Consider the following 15,679-nt stretch of genomic DNA (forward strand, 5'->3'; position numbering starts at 1 on the left):
CGCCACAAATAGGTGAGGCTCGCCGCGATGTCACGGCGAGCCTCGTATTTCTGTCATCCCGATCGGAAACGAAGTCCCGGAAAGCGCCCCCGCGAAAGCCGCGAGGCGCTCAACGGGATGACATAAGGACTTAGGCTTCGGCTTGCGCCTTGGCCTTCTTGGTCACGGTGACCGAACCACCGGCGGCCTCGACGGCCTTGATGGCGGCTTCGGTGGCCGAATAAACGGTCAGCTTCAGGGCCGACTTGATTTCGCCCTTGCCCAGCAGCTTCACGCCGTCCAGCTCGCGGCGGATGACGCCGGCGGCGACCAAGTCGGCGGCCGAGACTTCGGCGCCAGCCTTCAGCTTACCGGCGGCGACGGCTTGTTCCAGGCGCCACAGGTTCACTTCGGCGTAGGACGCGCGGAACGGGTTGTTGAAGCCGCGCTTGGGCATACGCATGTGCAGCGGCATTTGACCGCCTTCGAAGCCGGCGATCGCGACGCCGGTCCGCGACTTCTGGCCCTTCACGCCGCGGCCGCTGGTCTTGCCCTTGCCCGAACCCGGGCCGCGGCCGACGCGCATGCGGCCCTTGGTCGAGCCTTCGCGGGGAGCCAGTTCATTCAGCTTGGTCATAGGTGCCTCTCCTTGGAGATCTGCGCCCGGTCGGACGACCGGACTCGGCGGTTGAAATTCGAAGCGCGCTTAAAACCCCAAAACGCCAGAGAACTCAATGGCGAAAAGCGATTTCAAACGAAAACCACCCCGGCTTTCACCGGGGTGGCGTATTTCGCGTCTCGTAGAGACCTACTCGACGATTTCCAGCAGGTGCTGGACCTTGCGGATCATGCCGCGGGTCGAGGGGTTGTCCTGCAGGGTCGAGGTGCGACCCACGCGGTTCAGGCCCAGACCGACGAGCGTGGCCCGTTGGTCCTTTTCACGACGGATGGGGCTGCCGGTCTGGCGCACCGTGATGGTCTTAGCTTCAGCCATGACTTAGCCCTCGATGGCTTCCGGCGACGACGCGCCGTCGGCGCGACGGCCGAGGATGTCGCCAACCTTCTTGCCGCGCTTGGCGGCGATCTGGCGGGGCGACGATTGCACCTTCAGGGCTTCGAACGTCGCGCGCACCATGTTGTACGGGTTCGAGGAACCCGTCGACTTGGCCACGACGTCCTGGACGCCCAGGGTTTCGAGAACCGCGCGCATCGGACCGCCGGCGATGACGCCGGTGCCGGGAGGCGCCGAGCGCATCATCACCTTGCCGGCGCCCCAACGGCCAGCGCCGTCGTGGTGCAGGGTGCGGGATTCACGCAGCGGAACGCGGATCATCGTCTTCTTGGCTTCCTCGGTCGCCTTGCGGATGGCTTCCGGCACTTCACGCGCCTTGCCATGACCGAAGCCGACGCGGCCCTTTTGGTCGCCAACGACCATCAGGGCGGCGAAGCTGAAGCGACGACCGCCCTTCACGGTGGCGGCGACGCGGTTGATGTGGACGAGCTTTTCGACGATGTCGCTGTCGACCCGCTCTTCGGGGGCGTTGCGGTCGCGACGGTCACGGCGTTGACCGCCTTCACCGCGCTGTTGTTCACCACGAGCCATTTTCGTTCCCTTAGAAGTTCAGGCCGGCTTCGCGCGCGGCGTCGGCCAGGGCTTTCACCCGGCCGTGGAAGATGTAACCGCCACGATCGAACACGACGTCCTTGACGCCCTTTTCGATGGCGCGCTCGGCGACGAGCTTGCCAACCTTGGCGGCGGCATCCTTGTCCGCGCCCTTGCCTTCGGCTTCCAGGGTGGAAGCCGACGCCAGGGTCACGCCGCGTTCATCATCGATAATCTGGGCGTAGATGTTCTTCGACGAACGGAAGACCGACAGACGCGGACGACCGTTGGCGAGGCTCTTGAGGCGGGTGCGAACGCGCTGAGCGCGCTTGGCCGCCGATTCACGAGGAGAGAGCGCCATGGCTTACTTCTTCTTGCCTTCCTTGCGGCGAACGGTCTCGCCAGCATAACGCACGCCCTTGCCCTTGTACGGCTCCGGCGGACGAATGCGGCGGATCTTCGCGGCAATCTCACCAACCGCCTGCTTGTCGATGCCGGCGATCTTGATTTCGGTTTGCTTCGGCGTGGCGAACGTGATGCCGGCCGGGGCCGCGACGTCCACGTCGTGGCTGAAACCGAGTTGGAGGCTCAGGGCCGTGCCCTTCATGGCCGCGCGGTAACCGACGCCGACCAGTTCGAGGTTTTCCTCGAAGCCGGTGGTCACACCGTGCACCATGTTGGCCACCAGCGTGCGGGACAGACCCCACATGCCCTTGGCGCGCTTCGTGTCGACGCGCGGCGTCAGCGAGAGCTCGTTGCCCTCTTGCTTCAGCTCGACTTCGTCGGCGATCGTCCACGAGAGTTGACCCTTGGGGCCCTTCACCGTGACCGTCTGGCCCGCGACCGTCAGCGTGACGTTCGCGGGGATGACGACGGCTTTCTTACCGATACGTGACATGCTCTTTCCCTCCCGCGCCTAGTAGACGCGGCAGAGGACTTCGCCGCCGACATTAGCGTCGCGCGCGGCGGTGTCCGACATGACGCCCTTCGGCGTCGAAAGGATCGAGATGCCCAGGCCGTTCTTGATCGGCTTGAGGTCCTTGATCGACGAGTAGACGCGACGGCCAGGCTTGGACACGCGGCTGATCTCGGCGATCACGGGCTCGCCGTCGAAGTACTTGAGCTCGATCTCGAATTCGGGGAACGCACCGGGCTTCTCGATCAGCGAGTAGCCGCGGATGTAGCCTTCATCGGCCAGCACGTCGAGGACGCGGGCGCGCAGCTTGGAAGCCGGCGTCGACACCTTCGAGCGCTTGCGCGTGGCGGCGTTCTTGATGCGAGCGATCATATCGCTCAGGGGATCGTTCATCGACATCTGATCGTCCTTACCAGCTCGACTTGACGAGGCCCGGGATCTGCCCTTGCGAACCCAGTTCGCGGAGCGCCACACGGCTCATCTTAAGCTTGCGGTAGTAGGCGCGCGGACGGCCCGTGACTTCGCAGCGGTTGCGGATGCGGATCGGCGAGCTGCTGCGGGGCAGCTTCGCCAGCTTGAGGCGAGCCTCGAAGCGTTCCTCGAGCGGCAGGCTTTCGTCGTTGGCGATCGCCTTCAGCGCGGCGCGCTTCTCGGCGAACTTCTTGACGAGGGCCTTGACGGCTTCGTTGCGGTTGACGGCGCTTTTCTTGGCCATGGTTTCTTTCCTTCCCGCTCTCTTAGTTGACGAACGGGAACTGGAATTCCTTCAGGAGAGCCTTGGCTTCCTGGTCGGACTTCGCAGTGGTGCAGACGATGATGTCCATGCCCCAGATCTGTTCGATCTGGTCATAGTTGATTTCCGGGAACACCAGGTGCTCCTTCAGGCCCATGGCGTAGTTGCCGCGGCCGTCGAAGCTCTTGCCGTTCAGACCACGGAAGTCCTTCACGCGCGGCAGCGCGATCGTGACCAGGCGGTCCAGGAATTCGTACATCCGGTCCTTGCGCAGGGTGACCTTGGCGCCGACCACCATGCCTTCGCGCAGCTTGAAGCCGGCGATGGACTTGCGGGCGCGGGTCGCGACGGGCTTTTGGCCGGCGATCGCCTGCAGATCCTTCAGGGCGGTCTGAGCCTTCTTGGAGTCGGCCACCGCCTCGCCGATGCCCATGTTCAGGACGATCTTGTCCAGCTTGGGGATCTGCATTTCGTTGGTGTAGCCGAACTGCTCCTTCATCGCCGAGCGGATACGCTCGCGATAAACGGTCTTCAGCCGGGGCTCGTAAGCTTGATCAGCCATTGATCACCTCGCCGGTCGTCTTGGCGACGCGCACCTTCTTGTCGCCTTCGATCTTGAAGCCGACGCGGGTGGGCTTGCCCTTGGAGTCCACGATGGCGACGTTCGAGACGTGCAGCGCGGCTTCCTTGTTCTTGATCCCGCCTTGCGGGTCAGCCTGGGTCGGCTTGGTGTGGCGCGACACGATGTTCACGCCTTCCACGACGACACGATCTTCCTTCGGCAGGACTTGCAGGACAGCGCCTTGCTTGCCCTTGTCCTTGCCGGCCAGAACGACGACGCGGTCGCCCTTCTTGATCTTAGCGGCCATTACAGCACCTCCGGAGCGAGGGAGATGATCTTCATGTGGTTCTTGGCGCGCAGTTCACGGGGAACCGGGCCGAAGATCCGCGTGCCGACCGGCTCGCTCTGCTTGTTCACGATCACCGCGGCGTTCTTATCGAAGCGGATGACCGAGCCATCCTTGCGCTTCAGATTTTGATTCACCCGAACGACGACGGCGCGCAGCACGTCGCCCTTCTTCACGCGACCGCGCGGAATGGCTTCCTTGACGGAGACGACGATGACGTCGCCCACGCTGGCGTAGCGACGGCCAGCGCCGCCCAACACCTTGATGCACATGACCCGGCGAGCGCCAGAGTTATCGGCGACGTCCAGGTTAGTTTGCATCTGGATCATGGTCTAAACCTTCCAGATTAAGCCGAAGCCTTGGGAAGGACTTCCCAGGTCTTCAGCTTGGACTTCGGAGCGCACTCGACGATGCGGATAGCTTCGCCGGTCTTGTACGCGTTGGCTTCGTCGTGCGCGTGATACTTCTTCGACTGACGCACGATCTTCTTCAGGATCGGGTGAACGATAGTCCGTTCGACCTTCACCACGACGGTCTTATCGCCCTTGTCGGAGACGACGACCCCTTCGAGGATACGCTTGGGCATATCGTTCTCCTTACGCCGCGGCCTTGGCGCGCAGCACGGTCTTGATCCGCGCGATATCCTTGCGGATCTCGTTGACGCGGTGGGTCTTCTCGACCTGACCCGTGGCGGCCTGGAAGCGCAGGTTGAACTGCTCCTTCTTCAGGCTGATCAGCGTGTCGGCCAGCTGGTCGGGGGTCATGCCCCGGATGTCAGCGATCTTCATGAGCCTCAGGCCTCCATGGCCACACCCGCGTCGATGCGGGTGACAACACGGGTGCGGATCGGCAGCTTGGCGGCGCCAAGGCGGAGCGCTTCACGCGCGACATCGTCCGGCACGCCGTCGATTTCGAACATGATGCGGCCCGGAGCCACGCGGGCGGCCCAGTAATCCACCGCGCCCTTACCCTTACCCATCCGGACTTCGGCGGGCTTGCCGGTGACCGGCACGTCCGGGAAGATGCGGATCCAGACGCGGCCTTGACGCTTCATCTGGCGGGTGATGGCGCGACGAGCGGCTTCGATCTGGCGAGCCGTGATGCGCTCCGGCTCGACGGCCTTCAGGCCATACGAACCGAAGTTCAGCAGGGTGCCGCCCTTCGAAGCGCCGTGGATGCGGCCCTTGAACTGCTTGCGGAATTTGGTCTTCTTCGGAGACAGCATGGCGATCTAATCCTTAGGCGCGATCGCGACGGTCACGACGCTCGCCCCGGTCGGGACGATCGCCGCGCTCACGGCCGCCACCTTCGCCGGCGGGGCCGGACTCGGTGGCCAGGCGCTTGTCGAGCGCCATCGGATCATGCTCCAGCACCTCGCCCTTGAAGATCCAGGTCTTCACGCCGATGATGCCGTAGGTGGTCTTGGCTTCGGCGAAACCGAAGTCGATGTCGGCGCGCAGGGTGTGCAGCGGCACGCGGCCTTCGCGGTACCACTCCATACGTGCGATTTCAGCGCCGCCGAGGCGACCCGAAACGTTGATCCGGATGCCCTTGGCGCCGAGACGCACGGCCGACTGGATCGAGCGCTTCATGGCGCGACGGAAAGCGATACGGCGCTCGAGTTGCTGAGCGATCGACTCGGCGACCAGCTGAGCGTCGGTTTCCGGCTTGCGGATCTCGACGATGTTCAGGTGGACTTCGCCTTCGGTCATCACCGACAGGTCCTTGCGGAGCTTGTCGATGTCAGCGCCCTTCTTGCCGATGATGACGCCCGGACGGGCGGCATAGATCGTCACGCGGCACTTCTTGTGCGGACGCTCGATGATGATGCGCGAGACACCAGCTTGGTACAGGCGCTTCTTCAGAGCGGCGCGGACCGCCAGGTCTTGGTGCAGCAGCTTGCCGTACTGGTTGCCGTCGGCGAACCAACGGCTGTCCCAGGTGCGGTTGATGCCGAGCCGCAGCCCGACCGGATTGACTTTCTGACCCATTAGGCGGCCTCACCCAGTTCGCGGACCACGATCGTGATCTCGGAGAACGGCTTTTCGACGCGCGTCGCGCGACCGCGGGCGCGGGGCGAGAAGCGCTTCATGATCAGGTTCTTGCCCACATAGGCCTCGGCGACGACCAGGCTGTCGATGTCGAGGTTGTGGTTGTTCTCGGCGTTCGAGATCGCCGAGTACAGCGCCTTGCGGACGTCCTGGGCGATGCGCTTGTGGCTGAACTCGAGCTCGTTCAGAGCGCGCTGGACGTTCAGGCCACGGATGGACTGAGCGACCAGGTTCAGCTTGCGCGGGCTGGTGCGCAGGGTGCGCACCTTGGCCATCGCTTCGGCGCCCGACAGGCGGCGTTCTTGCTTCTGCTTGGCCATGATTACTTCCTCTTGGCCTTCTTGTCGGCCGCGTGACCCGGGAAGTTCCGGGTCGGCGCGAATTCGCCGAACTTCATGCCGACCATGTCTTCCGACACGAGCACGGGGACGTGCTTCTGGCCGTTGTGCACGCCGAAGGTCAGGCCGACGAATTGCGGCATGATGGTCGAGCGGCGCGACCAGGTCTTGATGACGTCCTTGCGGCCCGACGACAGAGCGGCATCGGCCTTCTTCAGGAGGTACCCGTCGACAAACGGGCCTTTCCAGACGGAGCGGGTCATGGCTTAGCGGCCCTTCTTCGCTTTGTGGCGCGAGCGGATGATGAACTTATCCGTGGCCTTGTTGACGCGGGTCTTGGCGCCCTTGGTCGGCTTACCGGCCGGGGTCACCGGGTGGCGACCGCCCGAGGTGCGGCCTTCACCGCCGCCGTGGGGGTGGTCGACCGGGTTCATGGCGACGCCGCGAACGTGAGGACGACGACCCATGTGACGCGAACGACCGGCCTTGCCGAGGTTCTGGTTCATGTGGTCCGGGTTCGACACGGCGCCGACGGTGGCCATGCACGAGTCGAGCACCATGCGCAGTTCGCCCGAGTTCAGGCGGATCTGGGCATAGCCGGCGTCACGACCGACCAGCTGGGCGTAGGCGCCAGCCGAACGGGCGATCTGACCGCCCTTGGCGGGCTTCAGCTCGATGTTGTGGATGATCGTGCCGATCGGCAGCGTGCGCAGCGGCGAGGCGTTGCCCGGCTTCACGTCGACCTTTTCGCCCGTGACGACTTCGTCGCCGGCCTTCAGACGTTGCGGAGCCAGGATGTAGCTCAGCTCGCCGTCCGTGTAGCGGATCAGCGCGATGAAGGCGGTGCGGTTCGGATCGTACTCGAGGCGAACGACCGTGGCCGAGCCTTGCTTACGACGCTTGAAGTCGACCAGACGGTACAGGCGCTTGGCGCCGCCGCCGCGGAAACGGACCGCGATACGGCCGTTGCCGCCGCGACCGCCCGACTTGGTCAGGCCTTCGACGAGCTTCTTCTCGGGGCGACCCTTGTGAAGTTCGCTGCGATCGATCAGCACCAGGCCGCGCTGGCCGGGGCTGGTCGGGTTAAATTGCTTCAAGGCCATGTCTTAGAGCCCCGTCGTGATGTCGATCGACTGGCCGTCGGCCAGGGTCACGATCGCTTTTTTGACGTCGTTGCGACGACCCACGATGCCGCGGAAGCGCTTGGTCTTGCCCTTGGTCACGATGGTGTTGACCTTGGTCACCTTGACCTTGAACAGCTCTTCGACGGCGGCGGCGATTTCGTCCTTGGTCGCGTCGTTGGCCACCTTGAAGACAACCTTGTTCTGCTCGCTGAGCAGGGTCGTCTTTTCGGTGATCACCGGCGACAGGATCGTGTCGTAGTGGCGAGCGGTGGCGGCCATTAGGCGGCTTCCTTCTCAGCGAAACGGGCCGAGATCGCTTCGACCGCGTCCTTGGTCAGGACGAGGGTCTGGCGACGCAGCACGTCGTAGACGTTCAGGCCGGCGTTCGGCAGGACATCCACGTTCGGGATGTTGCGGGCGGCGAGCTTGAAGTTCGCGTCCACTTCCGGGCCGGCGATGACCAGGGCGTTCTTCAGACCGATCTTGTCGAAGTTGGCGCGCAGGGCGGCCGTCTTCGCTTCGGTCAGAGCAACGTTGTCCAGGACGACCAGCGAGCCCGACTTGGCCTTCGACGACAGAGCATGCTTCAGGGCCAGGGCGCGGATCTTCTTGGGCAGGTCGAAGGCGTGGCTGCGGACCACGGGACCGTGGGCCTTGGCGCCGCCGACGAACTGGGCCGCACGGCGCGAACCGTGACGGGCGCCGCCCGTGCCCTTCTGCTTGTACATCTTCTTGCCCGTGCGAGAGACCTCGTTGCGGACTTGAATCTTGTGGTTGCCCGAGCGGCGCTTGGCCAGCTGCCAGGTCACGACGCGCTGCAGGATGTCGCCGCGGATGTCGTCGATGCCGAAGATGGCGTCGTCGAGATCAACGGAGCCGGCCTTGCCGCCGTCCAATTTGATGACGTCGAGTTTCATTAGCCTTCGCCCTCTTCGGTCGCAGCCGCGGGGGCCTCTTCAGCGGGGGTCTCGGCGGCGGCCGGAGCGGCCTCGCCAGCCTTGCGGAAGGCGCCCGGACGCGGAGCGTCGGCGGGGATAGCCTTCTTCACGGCGTCGCGAACCTTCACGTAGCTGCCTTCGTGGCCGGGGACGGCGCCCTTGACCAGGATCAGGCCGCGCTCGACGTCGACCTTCCAGATCGTGACGTTCAGCGTGGTGACGGTTTCTTGACCCAGGTGACCAGCCATCTTCTTGCCCGGGAACGTACGGCCCGGGTCCTGGCGGTTACCGGTCGAACCGTGCGAGCGGTGCGAGACCGAAACACCGTGGGTGGCGCGCAGACCGCCGAAGTTCCAGCGCTTCATGGCGCCGGCGAAACCCTTACCGACGGTGACGCCTTGGATGTCGACCTTCTGGCCGGCGACGAAGTGGTCGGCCGTCAGTTCGGCGCCGACTTCGATCAGGGCGTTTTCCTCGACGCGGAACTCGGCGACGACGCGCTTCGGCTCGACGGCCGCCTTCGCGAAGTGACCGCGCAGGGCCTTGGAGGTGTTCTTGGCCTTCTTGGCGCCGGCGCCCAGTTGCAGGGCGGTGTAGCCGTCCTTCTCAACGGTGCGCTGGCCCGTGACCTGGCAACCGTCGAGCGACAGGACGGTGACCGGCACGTGCTGACCAGCTTCGTCGAAGAAGCGGGTCATGCCCAGCTTCTTGGCGATGACGCCGGTGCGTTGGGTGGGGAGAGTCATGGATCAGGCCCTCCTTACAGCTTGATTTCGACGTCAACGCCGGCCGACAGGTCGAGCTTCATCAGCGCGTCCACGGTCTGCGGAGTCGGGTCAACGATGTCGAGAACGCGCTTGTGCGTACGGATCTCGAACTGCTCGCGCGACTTCTTGTCGACGTGCGGCGAACGGTTGACGGTGAATTTCTCGATAAGCGTGGGCAGGGGGATGGGGCCCCGCACCGTCGCACCCGTGCGCTTGGCCGTGTTGACGATCTCGCGCGTGGAATGATCCAACACGCGGTGATCGAAGGCCTTGAGCCGGATGCGGATGTTCTGACGATCCATATCGCTCGGTTTCCTAGTGGGCTGCGCCCGCGTCTCGAACCATTTCAAAGACCAACTCGGAACCCCAAGGAGCTCCGCACGCAGCGTCCGCAAAACAAATATCCCCAACAGTCGCCTGTCGGGGGTGATGACCAGATATTGCACCCCTCCCGAAGGAGGTTAGCGGCGCTATGTCCGGGCGTCTCGCGAACCGCGTTTGAGCCCGAAAGCTCACAGCCGGTCCAACAGAGGCGCGCTTGTACGGTCCAGAATCGGTTTCGTCAAGCGCTCTGTCCGGTTCGTCGCGACTTTGAGGGACGCGAGTCGTCGGGCCAGATCTGATTAGGCGCCCTCCCCCGCTGGCGCAAGCCCTCCGAAAACATAACGACGGTCCGCGTTTTTTCGGAATTCCGCCCAGACCTAGCAAGAACGTGCGCCCACTTGCGCGTAGGCGAAAATCTCGCCTTCGCAAGTGTCACAAAATTGCATTATTCGCCCTTCAAGCGGCGCCTGACGCCTTGAGCGGCGGGTCGAACCTCCATAGATGCCGCCCCTCCCCGGCGGACTGGGCGGCCCCTCCCCCAACAACGACCGCCCAGCCAGCCGGAGGAGCCACTGTTGTGTAAGGGGATAACCCACATGAATACCAAGCTTTTCGCCACCGCCGCCCTGATCGCCGCCGCCATCTCGGCCCCGGCCTTCGCCCAGCAAGTCGGCTCGATCGGCGCCGCCGTGAACTATGACGACCTGCGCACCGACGTCAGCGGCGGCCACGGCACGTCGGCCGTCATCGACGGCTCGGTGGCCGTTCCGCTGTCCGGCGCCTGGACGGTCACCGCCAATGGCGGTGTTTCGATCTCGAACAACAACCTGAGCGACCAGACCGTCGCCTCGGGCGCCGTCCACCTGACGACCAAGATCGACGACACCTGGCGCGTCGGCCCCTTCACGGCCCTGTCGCGCCCGTCCAACGACACGCTCTGGGCCGCTGGCGGCGAGGTCTCGAAGTACTTCTCGAACGTGACCCTGACCGGTCTGGCCGCCTACGGCCAGTCGAGCGACCTGAACGCCGACCTGTATTCGGTGCGCGGCGAAGCCCGCTACTTCGTGACGGATAACATCCGTCTGAACGCCGGCGCGGCCTGGTCGCGTGTCGACACCACCCGCAAGTCGGACCTGTGGGACGTCAATGTCGGCGGTGAGTACAAGTTCGCCGGCACGGGCTGGAGCACGTTCGGCAAGTACGTTCACACCGAGTCCGACGATCTGGCCCACCTGAACGACGACTCGGTGAAGATCGGCGTCCGCTACACCTTCGGCGGCAGCCTGAAGGATCGCGACCGCGCCGGCGCCGACCTGGCCACGGCCGACGACCTGTTCGGCTTCGCCAACCGCTAAGCCGCGGCGGACCTCTAGGGTCTGAAAAGCGAAAGGCCCCGGAGAACGATCTCCGGGGCCTTTCTACAATCTCTCTCTATATATAAGTGTGTGTGTTCGCTCAGCGGCCGATGATCACGTCGCCCGAGCCGGCCACGTGCTTCTGCACCGGGCCGTTGACCCTGGCGATGCGGATATTGCCCGAGCCCGCCACCGTCACGTTGGCGGCGTCGGCGTCCCCGTCGAACGTCACATTGCCAGAGCCCATCACGTTGGCCGAGACGGACCGAGCGTGGCCGCCCGCGACCGTGACATTGCCCGAGCCGACGATATTGCCCTTCAGCCGGCCGCCGATGCTGGCGACGCGCACATCGCCCGAGCCGGCGATCGCGGCTTCCAGGTCGCCAGCGACGGCCCGGGTGACCACGTTGCCGGAGCCGGCGATGTTGACCTCCAGCGACCCGGCCGATCCGGCGCGGGTGTCGCCCGAGCCCGCCTGGTTGATCTTCATCGCGCCGGCCGTATTGGCCACCGTCCAGGTTCCGCAGCCGGCGTTGTCGAGCTCGACGCTGGCGCTGCGGCCGATGTCGCCGAACACCGCGCCGCCGCCGGCGACCTTCACGTTCATCGGCGCGCGGATGGCGATCTGGGGCATGGCGTCATAGTCGACATCGCCCACGCCGCGCACATGGACGGTGATCTTGCCGTCGCGGCTGTTGCAGCTGGAAATCCGGTTGTGCCGCAGATCGCCGTCGACGATGATTTCGTCGCCGTTCTGACGCACCGTCAGCGGCAGGCTGGCGTTGTCGCGGATCACCTCGACCTTCACGTCCGGACGGTTTTCCGGGATCACGACGACGCGGGCGACCGCGTCCTTGATCTTCACGGACGGCGCGGCGGAAGCGGCGCCCGCGGCGGCCAGGGCGGCCGCGAGCACGGCCAGGGTTGTCATGGCTCGCATCGTTCAGTTCCCCCTCGGATGCGCGTTGATATTCGATGCGAGGACGTTAGCGAGGCGAACGACGTTCAGCGACTTAATTCGAAGTCATGACTTGCCCGTCATACGCCGCCTCGGGCGGCCGCCGAAATAAAGGCGCGTTCGTTCAAATCCCTCATCGTCGGCGAGTGACCAAACGTCATTCCTGGCGCAATCTCTCCCCATGGCCGGCACAACCTTCGAAACCCGTCACGCCCAGATGTTTCCCCGGCTGGAGCAGGCCGAGATCGAGCGGCTGCGCCGCTTCGGCCGCGTGGTCCGCGCCAAGGCCGGCGAGGCCCTGGCGACGGCGGGCGTCGCCTCGCCGGGCCTGTTCGTCGTCCTGGACGGCCGGGTGGCGATCACCCGGCGCGACGCCCACGACGAACGCCAGCCCATCGTCGAGCACGACGCCGGGCAGTTCATCGGCGAGATCGCCCAGCTGTCGGGCCGCCCGTCCCTGGTCGATGTCACCGCCCTGACCGACGTCGAGGCCCTGCTGATCGCCCCCGACCGCCTGCGCGCCGTGCTGGTCGCCGAGGCCGAGCTGGGCGAGCGGATCATGCGCGCTCTGATCCTGCGCCGCGTCAGCCTGATCGAGACCGGGGCCGGCGGCCCGATCATCGTCGGCCGCGCCGCCGACGCCCAGGTGATCCGCCTCTCCGGCTTCCTGGCCCGCAATGGCCATCCGTACCAGCACCTGGATCCGGACGCGGTCGATTGCGCCCAGGTGCTGATCCAGCGTTTCCACGTCGACGAGAGCGAGCTGCCGATCGTTCTGTGCCCGAACGGGGCCATCCTGCGCCAGCCGTCGGACCATCAGCTGGGCCGCTGCATCGGCCTGGCCGGACCGATCGACGCCGAGCGCCTGTATGACGTGGCCGTGGTCGGGGCGGGCCCGGCCGGGCTGGCCACCGCCGTCTACGCCGCCTCGGAAGGCCTGTCTGTGCTGGTGCTGGACACCCGCGCCTTCGGCGGCCAGGCTGGCGCCTCGGCCAGGATCGAGAACTATCTGGGCTTTCCCACCGGCGTCTCGGGCATGGCCCTGATGGGACGCGCCTTCAGCCAGGCCCAGAAATTCGGGGCCGAGCTGGCCATTCCCGACGAGGTCGCCGCGCTGGACTGCGAGGGCGGCGCGGACCGCTACCGCCTGAAGCTGGCCAGCGGCGAGACCGCCCAGGCCCGCACCGTGGTCATCGCCAGCGGTGCCCGCTATCGCCGGCTGGAGGTCGACAATCTGGACCGCTTCGAGGGCGCCTGCGTCCACTATTGGGCCTCGCCGCTGGAGGCCAAGCTGTGCTCCGGCCAGGAAGTCGCCCTGGTCGGGGCCGGCAACTCGGCCGGCCAGGCGGCGGTCTATCTGGCCAGCCAGGTCAAGAAGGTCTGGATGATCGTGCGCGGCGAGAGCCTGGCGGCGACCATGTCGCGCTACCTGATCGACCGCATCGAGAGCACGCCCAACATCGAGGTCGTCGTCCGCGCCGAGATCGTCGATCTTGAGGGCGACTCCGAGGACGGCAAGGGCGGCCAGTTGTCGGCGGTGCGCTGGCGCGGTCCGGACGGCCAGGAAGAGGTCAAGGCGATCAGCCACCTCTTCCTGTTCATCGGCGCCGCGCCCAATACCGCCTGGCTGACCCACTGCCATGTCGAGCTCGACAATCATGGTTTCGTCCGCACCGGAACCGACCTGGCCCCCGGCCATCCCAGCCTGCACACCAGCCGCAAGGGCGTGTTCGCGATCGGCGACGTTCGGGCCGGCTCGGTCAAGCGCGTGGCCGCCGCCGTCGGCGAAGGCGCCCAAGCCGTCGCCGCCATTCACGCCTATCTCGCCAACGCTTAGGGGTTAAGCCGATGACCTGCCGCCATGGCGACGCGATCCACCTGGTGACGCCCAGCGCCAAGGGCTGCGAGGAATGCCTGAAGACCGGCGGCTGGTGGGTGCACCTGCGCCTGTGCCGGACCTGCGGCCACGTCGGCTGCTGCGACGACAGCCCGAGCAAGCACGCCACCGCCCATTTCCGCGCGACCCGCCACCCGATCATCGAAGGCTATGACCCGCCGGAAGGCTGGGGCTGGTGTTATGTCGACGAGGAATTCGTCGAACTGCCGGACCAGACGCCCCAGATCGGGCCGATCCCGAGGTTCATGGGTTAGCGCTCGAGCGCTCCTTTCCCGGCGAGGATCTTGTCGCGGAACTTCTCGATCCGCGCCACGCGGGTGGCCGACTGCTTGGCCTGGTTCAGGGCGAAAAGGTAGCTTTTCTGGCGGCCCGGCGTCAGCGCGTGGAAGGCCTCGGCCAGTTCCGGATCGGCGTCCAGCGCGTCGGTCAGCTCTTCGGGGACATCGATCTCCCGCTCGGTCTTGGGCGGCTTGGTCCCGGCCTCGGCGTGATCCATCAACTGCTGCAGATAAGCCCGGATGACCGGCTCCAACTCGCCGACCTGGTCGACAGTGGTGAAGCGGATCATGCCCGGAGTCTGGCTGTTGGGCCCTTGCGGTTCCAGCACACCCTCACGGTCGGCGAGCAGACTGGCGTTCAAGAATGTGAGCCTGAAGTCGCCTCGAAACGCGGCCAGGAGCGCGATATTGCGCCCAGCGCGCCTGTAGCACGGGTGGGCCCACTTCACCGTTTCTTCCAGCCCCATGTCCAGACAGATCCGGCGCAAGGCGTTCAGCCCTTCGATCCACGGCCGGGTCGAACAGTCCGGCGTGGCGAAGCGGTCGCACCGGCCACAACCCTTGGTGAAGAAGTCGTCGGGATCGGTGATCATCGCCATACGCATTTCCTGCCACCTTTCCCGCCACCAGGAGAAGCGGCCTCCTTACATCTCACGGCGAGACGATCGCAGGGCTGCAGCTTCTAAGAGATGTAGGGTCGCCCCCGACCTGGAGGTTTGTTGACGTCCATTTGCAACCCCTAGATCGCAACCGCTACAGTGATGCCATGACACACGGAACCGGAACTGGGCACGTCAGCGCTCATCCAGAAAACGAGAAAGTCGTCGTCAGCTATGACGAGGTTTTCGACGAGTACACCGTTGAGACGCCCGGCGGCGCGTCGCGCCAGATGATCTATTTCTGCCCCTGGTGCGGAGAACGTCTACCGCAATCGAAACGGGATCAATGGTTCGATGCGCTCGAAGCGCAGGGGCTTAACCCTCTGAATGATCCAATTCCCGAACCCTACAAGACCGCTGCCTGGCGACTGGAGAATTAGGTCCGTTTCCATCCAGGGCGGCCTTTGACTTAACCTGCTGATGACGGGGCAGTTCAGAGCAAGGCCACCAAATCACTGCTCCCGCTAATGCGAGCTGCTTTAAGGTTGTATAATGCCCGTCGCGAAGCCGCCGCTGCTTCCTGTCGAACCTGCTCAGCTCGATCCGCCTGAAGCGGAGTATATCCGGCAATGTGTACACCGGTGCTATGGCGACGCGGCTATCGTGAGAAGTTATGGCCCTGATCCTGGGCAGTTGAAACTACACGTGGAAGCCGATGACAATAACGATCTTGTTCGGCACGAATGTCTCGGGTGGTTGATGTGCGAAATTAGCAGACCTATCGATCTTGAGGTTACGAAACGAGGAACCCGGATCCGAGGCGTGGCAAAGATCGCATATCGGCAGGGTCAAATACTGTAGGATAAATTCCCGCCCAGAGCAGCTCTCGCATCGTCCGCTCCCTCAAAGCA

The 15,679-nt window shown here is 65.0% G+C and carries 28 protein-coding genes; 4 read left to right on the forward strand and 24 right to left on the reverse strand.

Annotation, left to right across the window (positions count from 1 at the left end; genetic code table 11):
* Nucleotides 1-130: 130 nt before the first annotated feature.
* The 22 genes from rplO to FCU40_RS12790 form a co-directional block, all read right to left on the reverse strand.
* Nucleotides 131-616: a 50S ribosomal protein L15 gene (gene rplO / locus FCU40_RS12685; RefSeq protein WP_004616901.1), complete on the reverse strand. Its 486-nt coding sequence runs from the start codon at nucleotides 614-616 to the stop codon at nucleotides 131-133.
* A 171-nt stretch (nucleotides 617-787) separates the two neighbouring features.
* Nucleotides 788-973 (reverse strand): 50S ribosomal protein L30, encoded by a 186-nt coding sequence (gene rpmD, locus FCU40_RS12690; protein WP_004616903.1) that lies wholly within the window; start codon nucleotides 971-973, stop codon nucleotides 788-790.
* A gap of 3 nt (nucleotides 974-976) precedes the next feature.
* Nucleotides 977-1,582 (reverse strand): 30S ribosomal protein S5, encoded by a 606-nt coding sequence (rpsE, locus tag FCU40_RS12695; protein ID WP_004616905.1) that lies wholly within the window; start codon nucleotides 1,580-1,582, stop codon nucleotides 977-979.
* A 10-nt stretch (nucleotides 1,583-1,592) separates the two neighbouring features.
* A complete protein-coding gene (rplR, locus tag FCU40_RS12700; protein WP_066684377.1) occupies nucleotides 1,593-1,943 on the reverse strand; it encodes a 50S ribosomal protein L18 in 351 nt (116 codons plus the stop codon).
* 3 nt (nucleotides 1,944-1,946) lie between these two features.
* The gene (rplF, locus tag FCU40_RS12705) at nucleotides 1,947-2,480 is read right to left on the reverse strand and encodes a 50S ribosomal protein L6 (RefSeq protein ID WP_004616910.1); all 534 of its coding nucleotides are present in this window, start codon (nucleotides 2,478-2,480) and stop codon (nucleotides 1,947-1,949) included.
* Nucleotides 2,481-2,498: 18 nt separating this feature from the next.
* Complete coding sequence (gene rpsH / locus FCU40_RS12710) at nucleotides 2,499-2,897, reverse strand: 30S ribosomal protein S8 (RefSeq protein WP_004616911.1); 399 nt, start codon at nucleotides 2,895-2,897, stop codon at nucleotides 2,499-2,501.
* A gap of 10 nt (nucleotides 2,898-2,907) precedes the next feature.
* A complete protein-coding gene (gene rpsN / locus FCU40_RS12715) occupies nucleotides 2,908-3,213 on the reverse strand; it encodes a 30S ribosomal protein S14 (protein WP_004616913.1) in 306 nt (101 codons plus the stop codon).
* A 22-nt stretch (nucleotides 3,214-3,235) separates the two neighbouring features.
* Nucleotides 3,236-3,793, reverse strand: coding sequence for a 50S ribosomal protein L5 (gene rplE / locus FCU40_RS12720; protein ID WP_004616915.1), 558 nt, complete (start codon nucleotides 3,791-3,793; stop codon nucleotides 3,236-3,238).
* Nucleotides 3,786-4,100 (reverse strand): 50S ribosomal protein L24, encoded by a 315-nt coding sequence (gene rplX / locus FCU40_RS12725; protein WP_004616917.1) that lies wholly within the window; start codon nucleotides 4,098-4,100, stop codon nucleotides 3,786-3,788. The genes rplE and rplX overlap by 8 nt, the downstream gene beginning before the upstream one ends.
* Nucleotides 4,100-4,468 carry a 50S ribosomal protein L14 gene (gene rplN, locus FCU40_RS12730; RefSeq protein WP_004616918.1) on the reverse strand — a complete coding sequence of 123 codons (369 nt, stop codon included), beginning with the start codon at nucleotides 4,466-4,468 and terminating at the stop codon, nucleotides 4,100-4,102. The genes rplX and rplN overlap by 1 nt, the downstream gene beginning before the upstream one ends.
* A 17-nt stretch (nucleotides 4,469-4,485) precedes the next feature.
* A complete protein-coding gene (gene rpsQ, locus FCU40_RS12735) occupies nucleotides 4,486-4,725 on the reverse strand; it encodes a 30S ribosomal protein S17 (RefSeq protein WP_004616920.1) in 240 nt (79 codons plus the stop codon).
* A 10-nt stretch (nucleotides 4,726-4,735) separates the two neighbouring features.
* Entirely contained in the window at nucleotides 4,736-4,927 is a 192-nt protein-coding gene (gene rpmC, locus FCU40_RS12740; protein WP_004616922.1) for a 50S ribosomal protein L29, read from the reverse strand.
* Nucleotides 4,928-4,932: 5 nt separating this feature from the next.
* Nucleotides 4,933-5,364, reverse strand: a complete 432-nt coding sequence (gene rplP / locus FCU40_RS12745; RefSeq protein WP_004616924.1) for a 50S ribosomal protein L16 — start codon at nucleotides 5,362-5,364, stop codon at nucleotides 4,933-4,935.
* A gap of 13 nt (nucleotides 5,365-5,377) precedes the next feature.
* A complete protein-coding gene (gene rpsC, locus FCU40_RS12750) occupies nucleotides 5,378-6,130 on the reverse strand; it encodes a 30S ribosomal protein S3 (protein ID WP_004616926.1) in 753 nt (250 codons plus the stop codon).
* Entirely contained in the window at nucleotides 6,130-6,510 is a 381-nt protein-coding gene (gene rplV / locus FCU40_RS12755; protein ID WP_004616928.1) for a 50S ribosomal protein L22, read from the reverse strand. Before rplV ends, rpsC begins: the two co-directional genes overlap by 1 nt.
* Nucleotides 6,511-6,512: 2 nt before the next feature.
* Nucleotides 6,513-6,791, reverse strand: coding sequence for a 30S ribosomal protein S19 (gene rpsS / locus FCU40_RS12760; RefSeq protein WP_004616930.1), 279 nt, complete (start codon nucleotides 6,789-6,791; stop codon nucleotides 6,513-6,515).
* Between the two features lie 3 nt (nucleotides 6,792-6,794).
* The gene (gene rplB, locus FCU40_RS12765) at nucleotides 6,795-7,631 is read right to left on the reverse strand and encodes a 50S ribosomal protein L2 (RefSeq protein ID WP_004616932.1); all 837 of its coding nucleotides are present in this window, start codon (nucleotides 7,629-7,631) and stop codon (nucleotides 6,795-6,797) included.
* Nucleotides 7,632-7,634: 3 nt separating this feature from the next.
* Nucleotides 7,635-7,931 (reverse strand): 50S ribosomal protein L23, encoded by a 297-nt coding sequence (locus tag FCU40_RS12770; protein WP_004616934.1) that lies wholly within the window; start codon nucleotides 7,929-7,931, stop codon nucleotides 7,635-7,637.
* Complete coding sequence (gene rplD / locus FCU40_RS12775) at nucleotides 7,931-8,569, reverse strand: 50S ribosomal protein L4 (protein WP_004616936.1); 639 nt, start codon at nucleotides 8,567-8,569, stop codon at nucleotides 7,931-7,933. The genes FCU40_RS12770 and rplD overlap by 1 nt, the downstream gene beginning before the upstream one ends.
* Nucleotides 8,569-9,336 carry a 50S ribosomal protein L3 gene (gene rplC / locus FCU40_RS12780; protein WP_004616938.1) on the reverse strand — a complete coding sequence of 256 codons (768 nt, stop codon included), beginning with the start codon at nucleotides 9,334-9,336 and terminating at the stop codon, nucleotides 8,569-8,571. Before rplC ends, rplD begins: the two co-directional genes overlap by 1 nt.
* A gap of 14 nt (nucleotides 9,337-9,350) precedes the next feature.
* On the reverse strand, nucleotides 9,351-9,659 hold the full coding sequence (gene rpsJ / locus FCU40_RS12785; RefSeq protein WP_004616952.1) for a 30S ribosomal protein S10: 309 nt from the start codon (nucleotides 9,657-9,659) through the stop codon (nucleotides 9,351-9,353).
* A 13-nt stretch (nucleotides 9,660-9,672) separates the two neighbouring features.
* On the reverse strand, nucleotides 9,673-9,873 hold the full coding sequence (locus FCU40_RS12790; protein ID WP_168075388.1) for a hypothetical protein: 201 nt from the start codon (nucleotides 9,871-9,873) through the stop codon (nucleotides 9,673-9,675).
* A gap of 404 nt (nucleotides 9,874-10,277) precedes the next feature.
* Here FCU40_RS12790 and FCU40_RS12795 point away from each other — a divergent pair, with 404 nt between their 5' ends.
* Nucleotides 10,278-11,036, forward strand: coding sequence for a hypothetical protein (locus FCU40_RS12795; protein ID WP_168075390.1), 759 nt, complete (start codon nucleotides 10,278-10,280; stop codon nucleotides 11,034-11,036).
* A gap of 100 nt (nucleotides 11,037-11,136) precedes the next feature.
* Here FCU40_RS12795 and FCU40_RS12800 read toward each other — a convergent pair whose 3' ends face one another.
* Nucleotides 11,137-11,976 carry a DUF2807 domain-containing protein gene (locus FCU40_RS12800; protein ID WP_168075392.1) on the reverse strand — a complete coding sequence of 280 codons (840 nt, stop codon included), beginning with the start codon at nucleotides 11,974-11,976 and terminating at the stop codon, nucleotides 11,137-11,139.
* 199 nt (nucleotides 11,977-12,175) lie between these two features.
* On the opposite strand from FCU40_RS12800, the gene FCU40_RS12805 reads away from it, so the two are divergent.
* Both FCU40_RS12805 and FCU40_RS12810 read left to right on the forward strand, forming a co-directional pair.
* Nucleotides 12,176-13,831 carry an FAD-dependent oxidoreductase gene (locus tag FCU40_RS12805; protein WP_168075394.1) on the forward strand — a complete coding sequence of 552 codons (1,656 nt, stop codon included), beginning with the start codon at nucleotides 12,176-12,178 and terminating at the stop codon, nucleotides 13,829-13,831.
* A gap of 11 nt (nucleotides 13,832-13,842) precedes the next feature.
* Nucleotides 13,843-14,145 carry a UBP-type zinc finger domain-containing protein gene (locus FCU40_RS12810; RefSeq protein WP_168075396.1) on the forward strand — a complete coding sequence of 101 codons (303 nt, stop codon included), beginning with the start codon at nucleotides 13,843-13,845 and terminating at the stop codon, nucleotides 14,143-14,145.
* Here the strand turns inward: FCU40_RS12810 and FCU40_RS12815 are convergent.
* On the reverse strand, nucleotides 14,142-14,768 hold the full coding sequence (locus FCU40_RS12815) for a YdeI/OmpD-associated family protein (RefSeq protein WP_004616962.1): 627 nt from the start codon (nucleotides 14,766-14,768) through the stop codon (nucleotides 14,142-14,144). The two genes, FCU40_RS12810 and FCU40_RS12815, sit on opposite strands and share 4 nt — an antisense overlap.
* A gap of 167 nt (nucleotides 14,769-14,935) precedes the next feature.
* Between FCU40_RS12815 and FCU40_RS12820 the strand changes: the two genes are divergently transcribed.
* Nucleotides 14,936-15,208 (forward strand): hypothetical protein, encoded by a 273-nt coding sequence (locus FCU40_RS12820; RefSeq protein WP_131368814.1) that lies wholly within the window; start codon nucleotides 14,936-14,938, stop codon nucleotides 15,206-15,208.
* Nucleotides 15,209-15,679 lie beyond the last annotated feature (471 nt).

The organism is Caulobacter sp. SSI4214 (genome assembly GCF_012184455.1).
In the GTDB taxonomy this organism is placed as follows: domain Bacteria; phylum Pseudomonadota; class Alphaproteobacteria; order Caulobacterales; family Caulobacteraceae; genus Caulobacter; species Caulobacter vibrioides_E.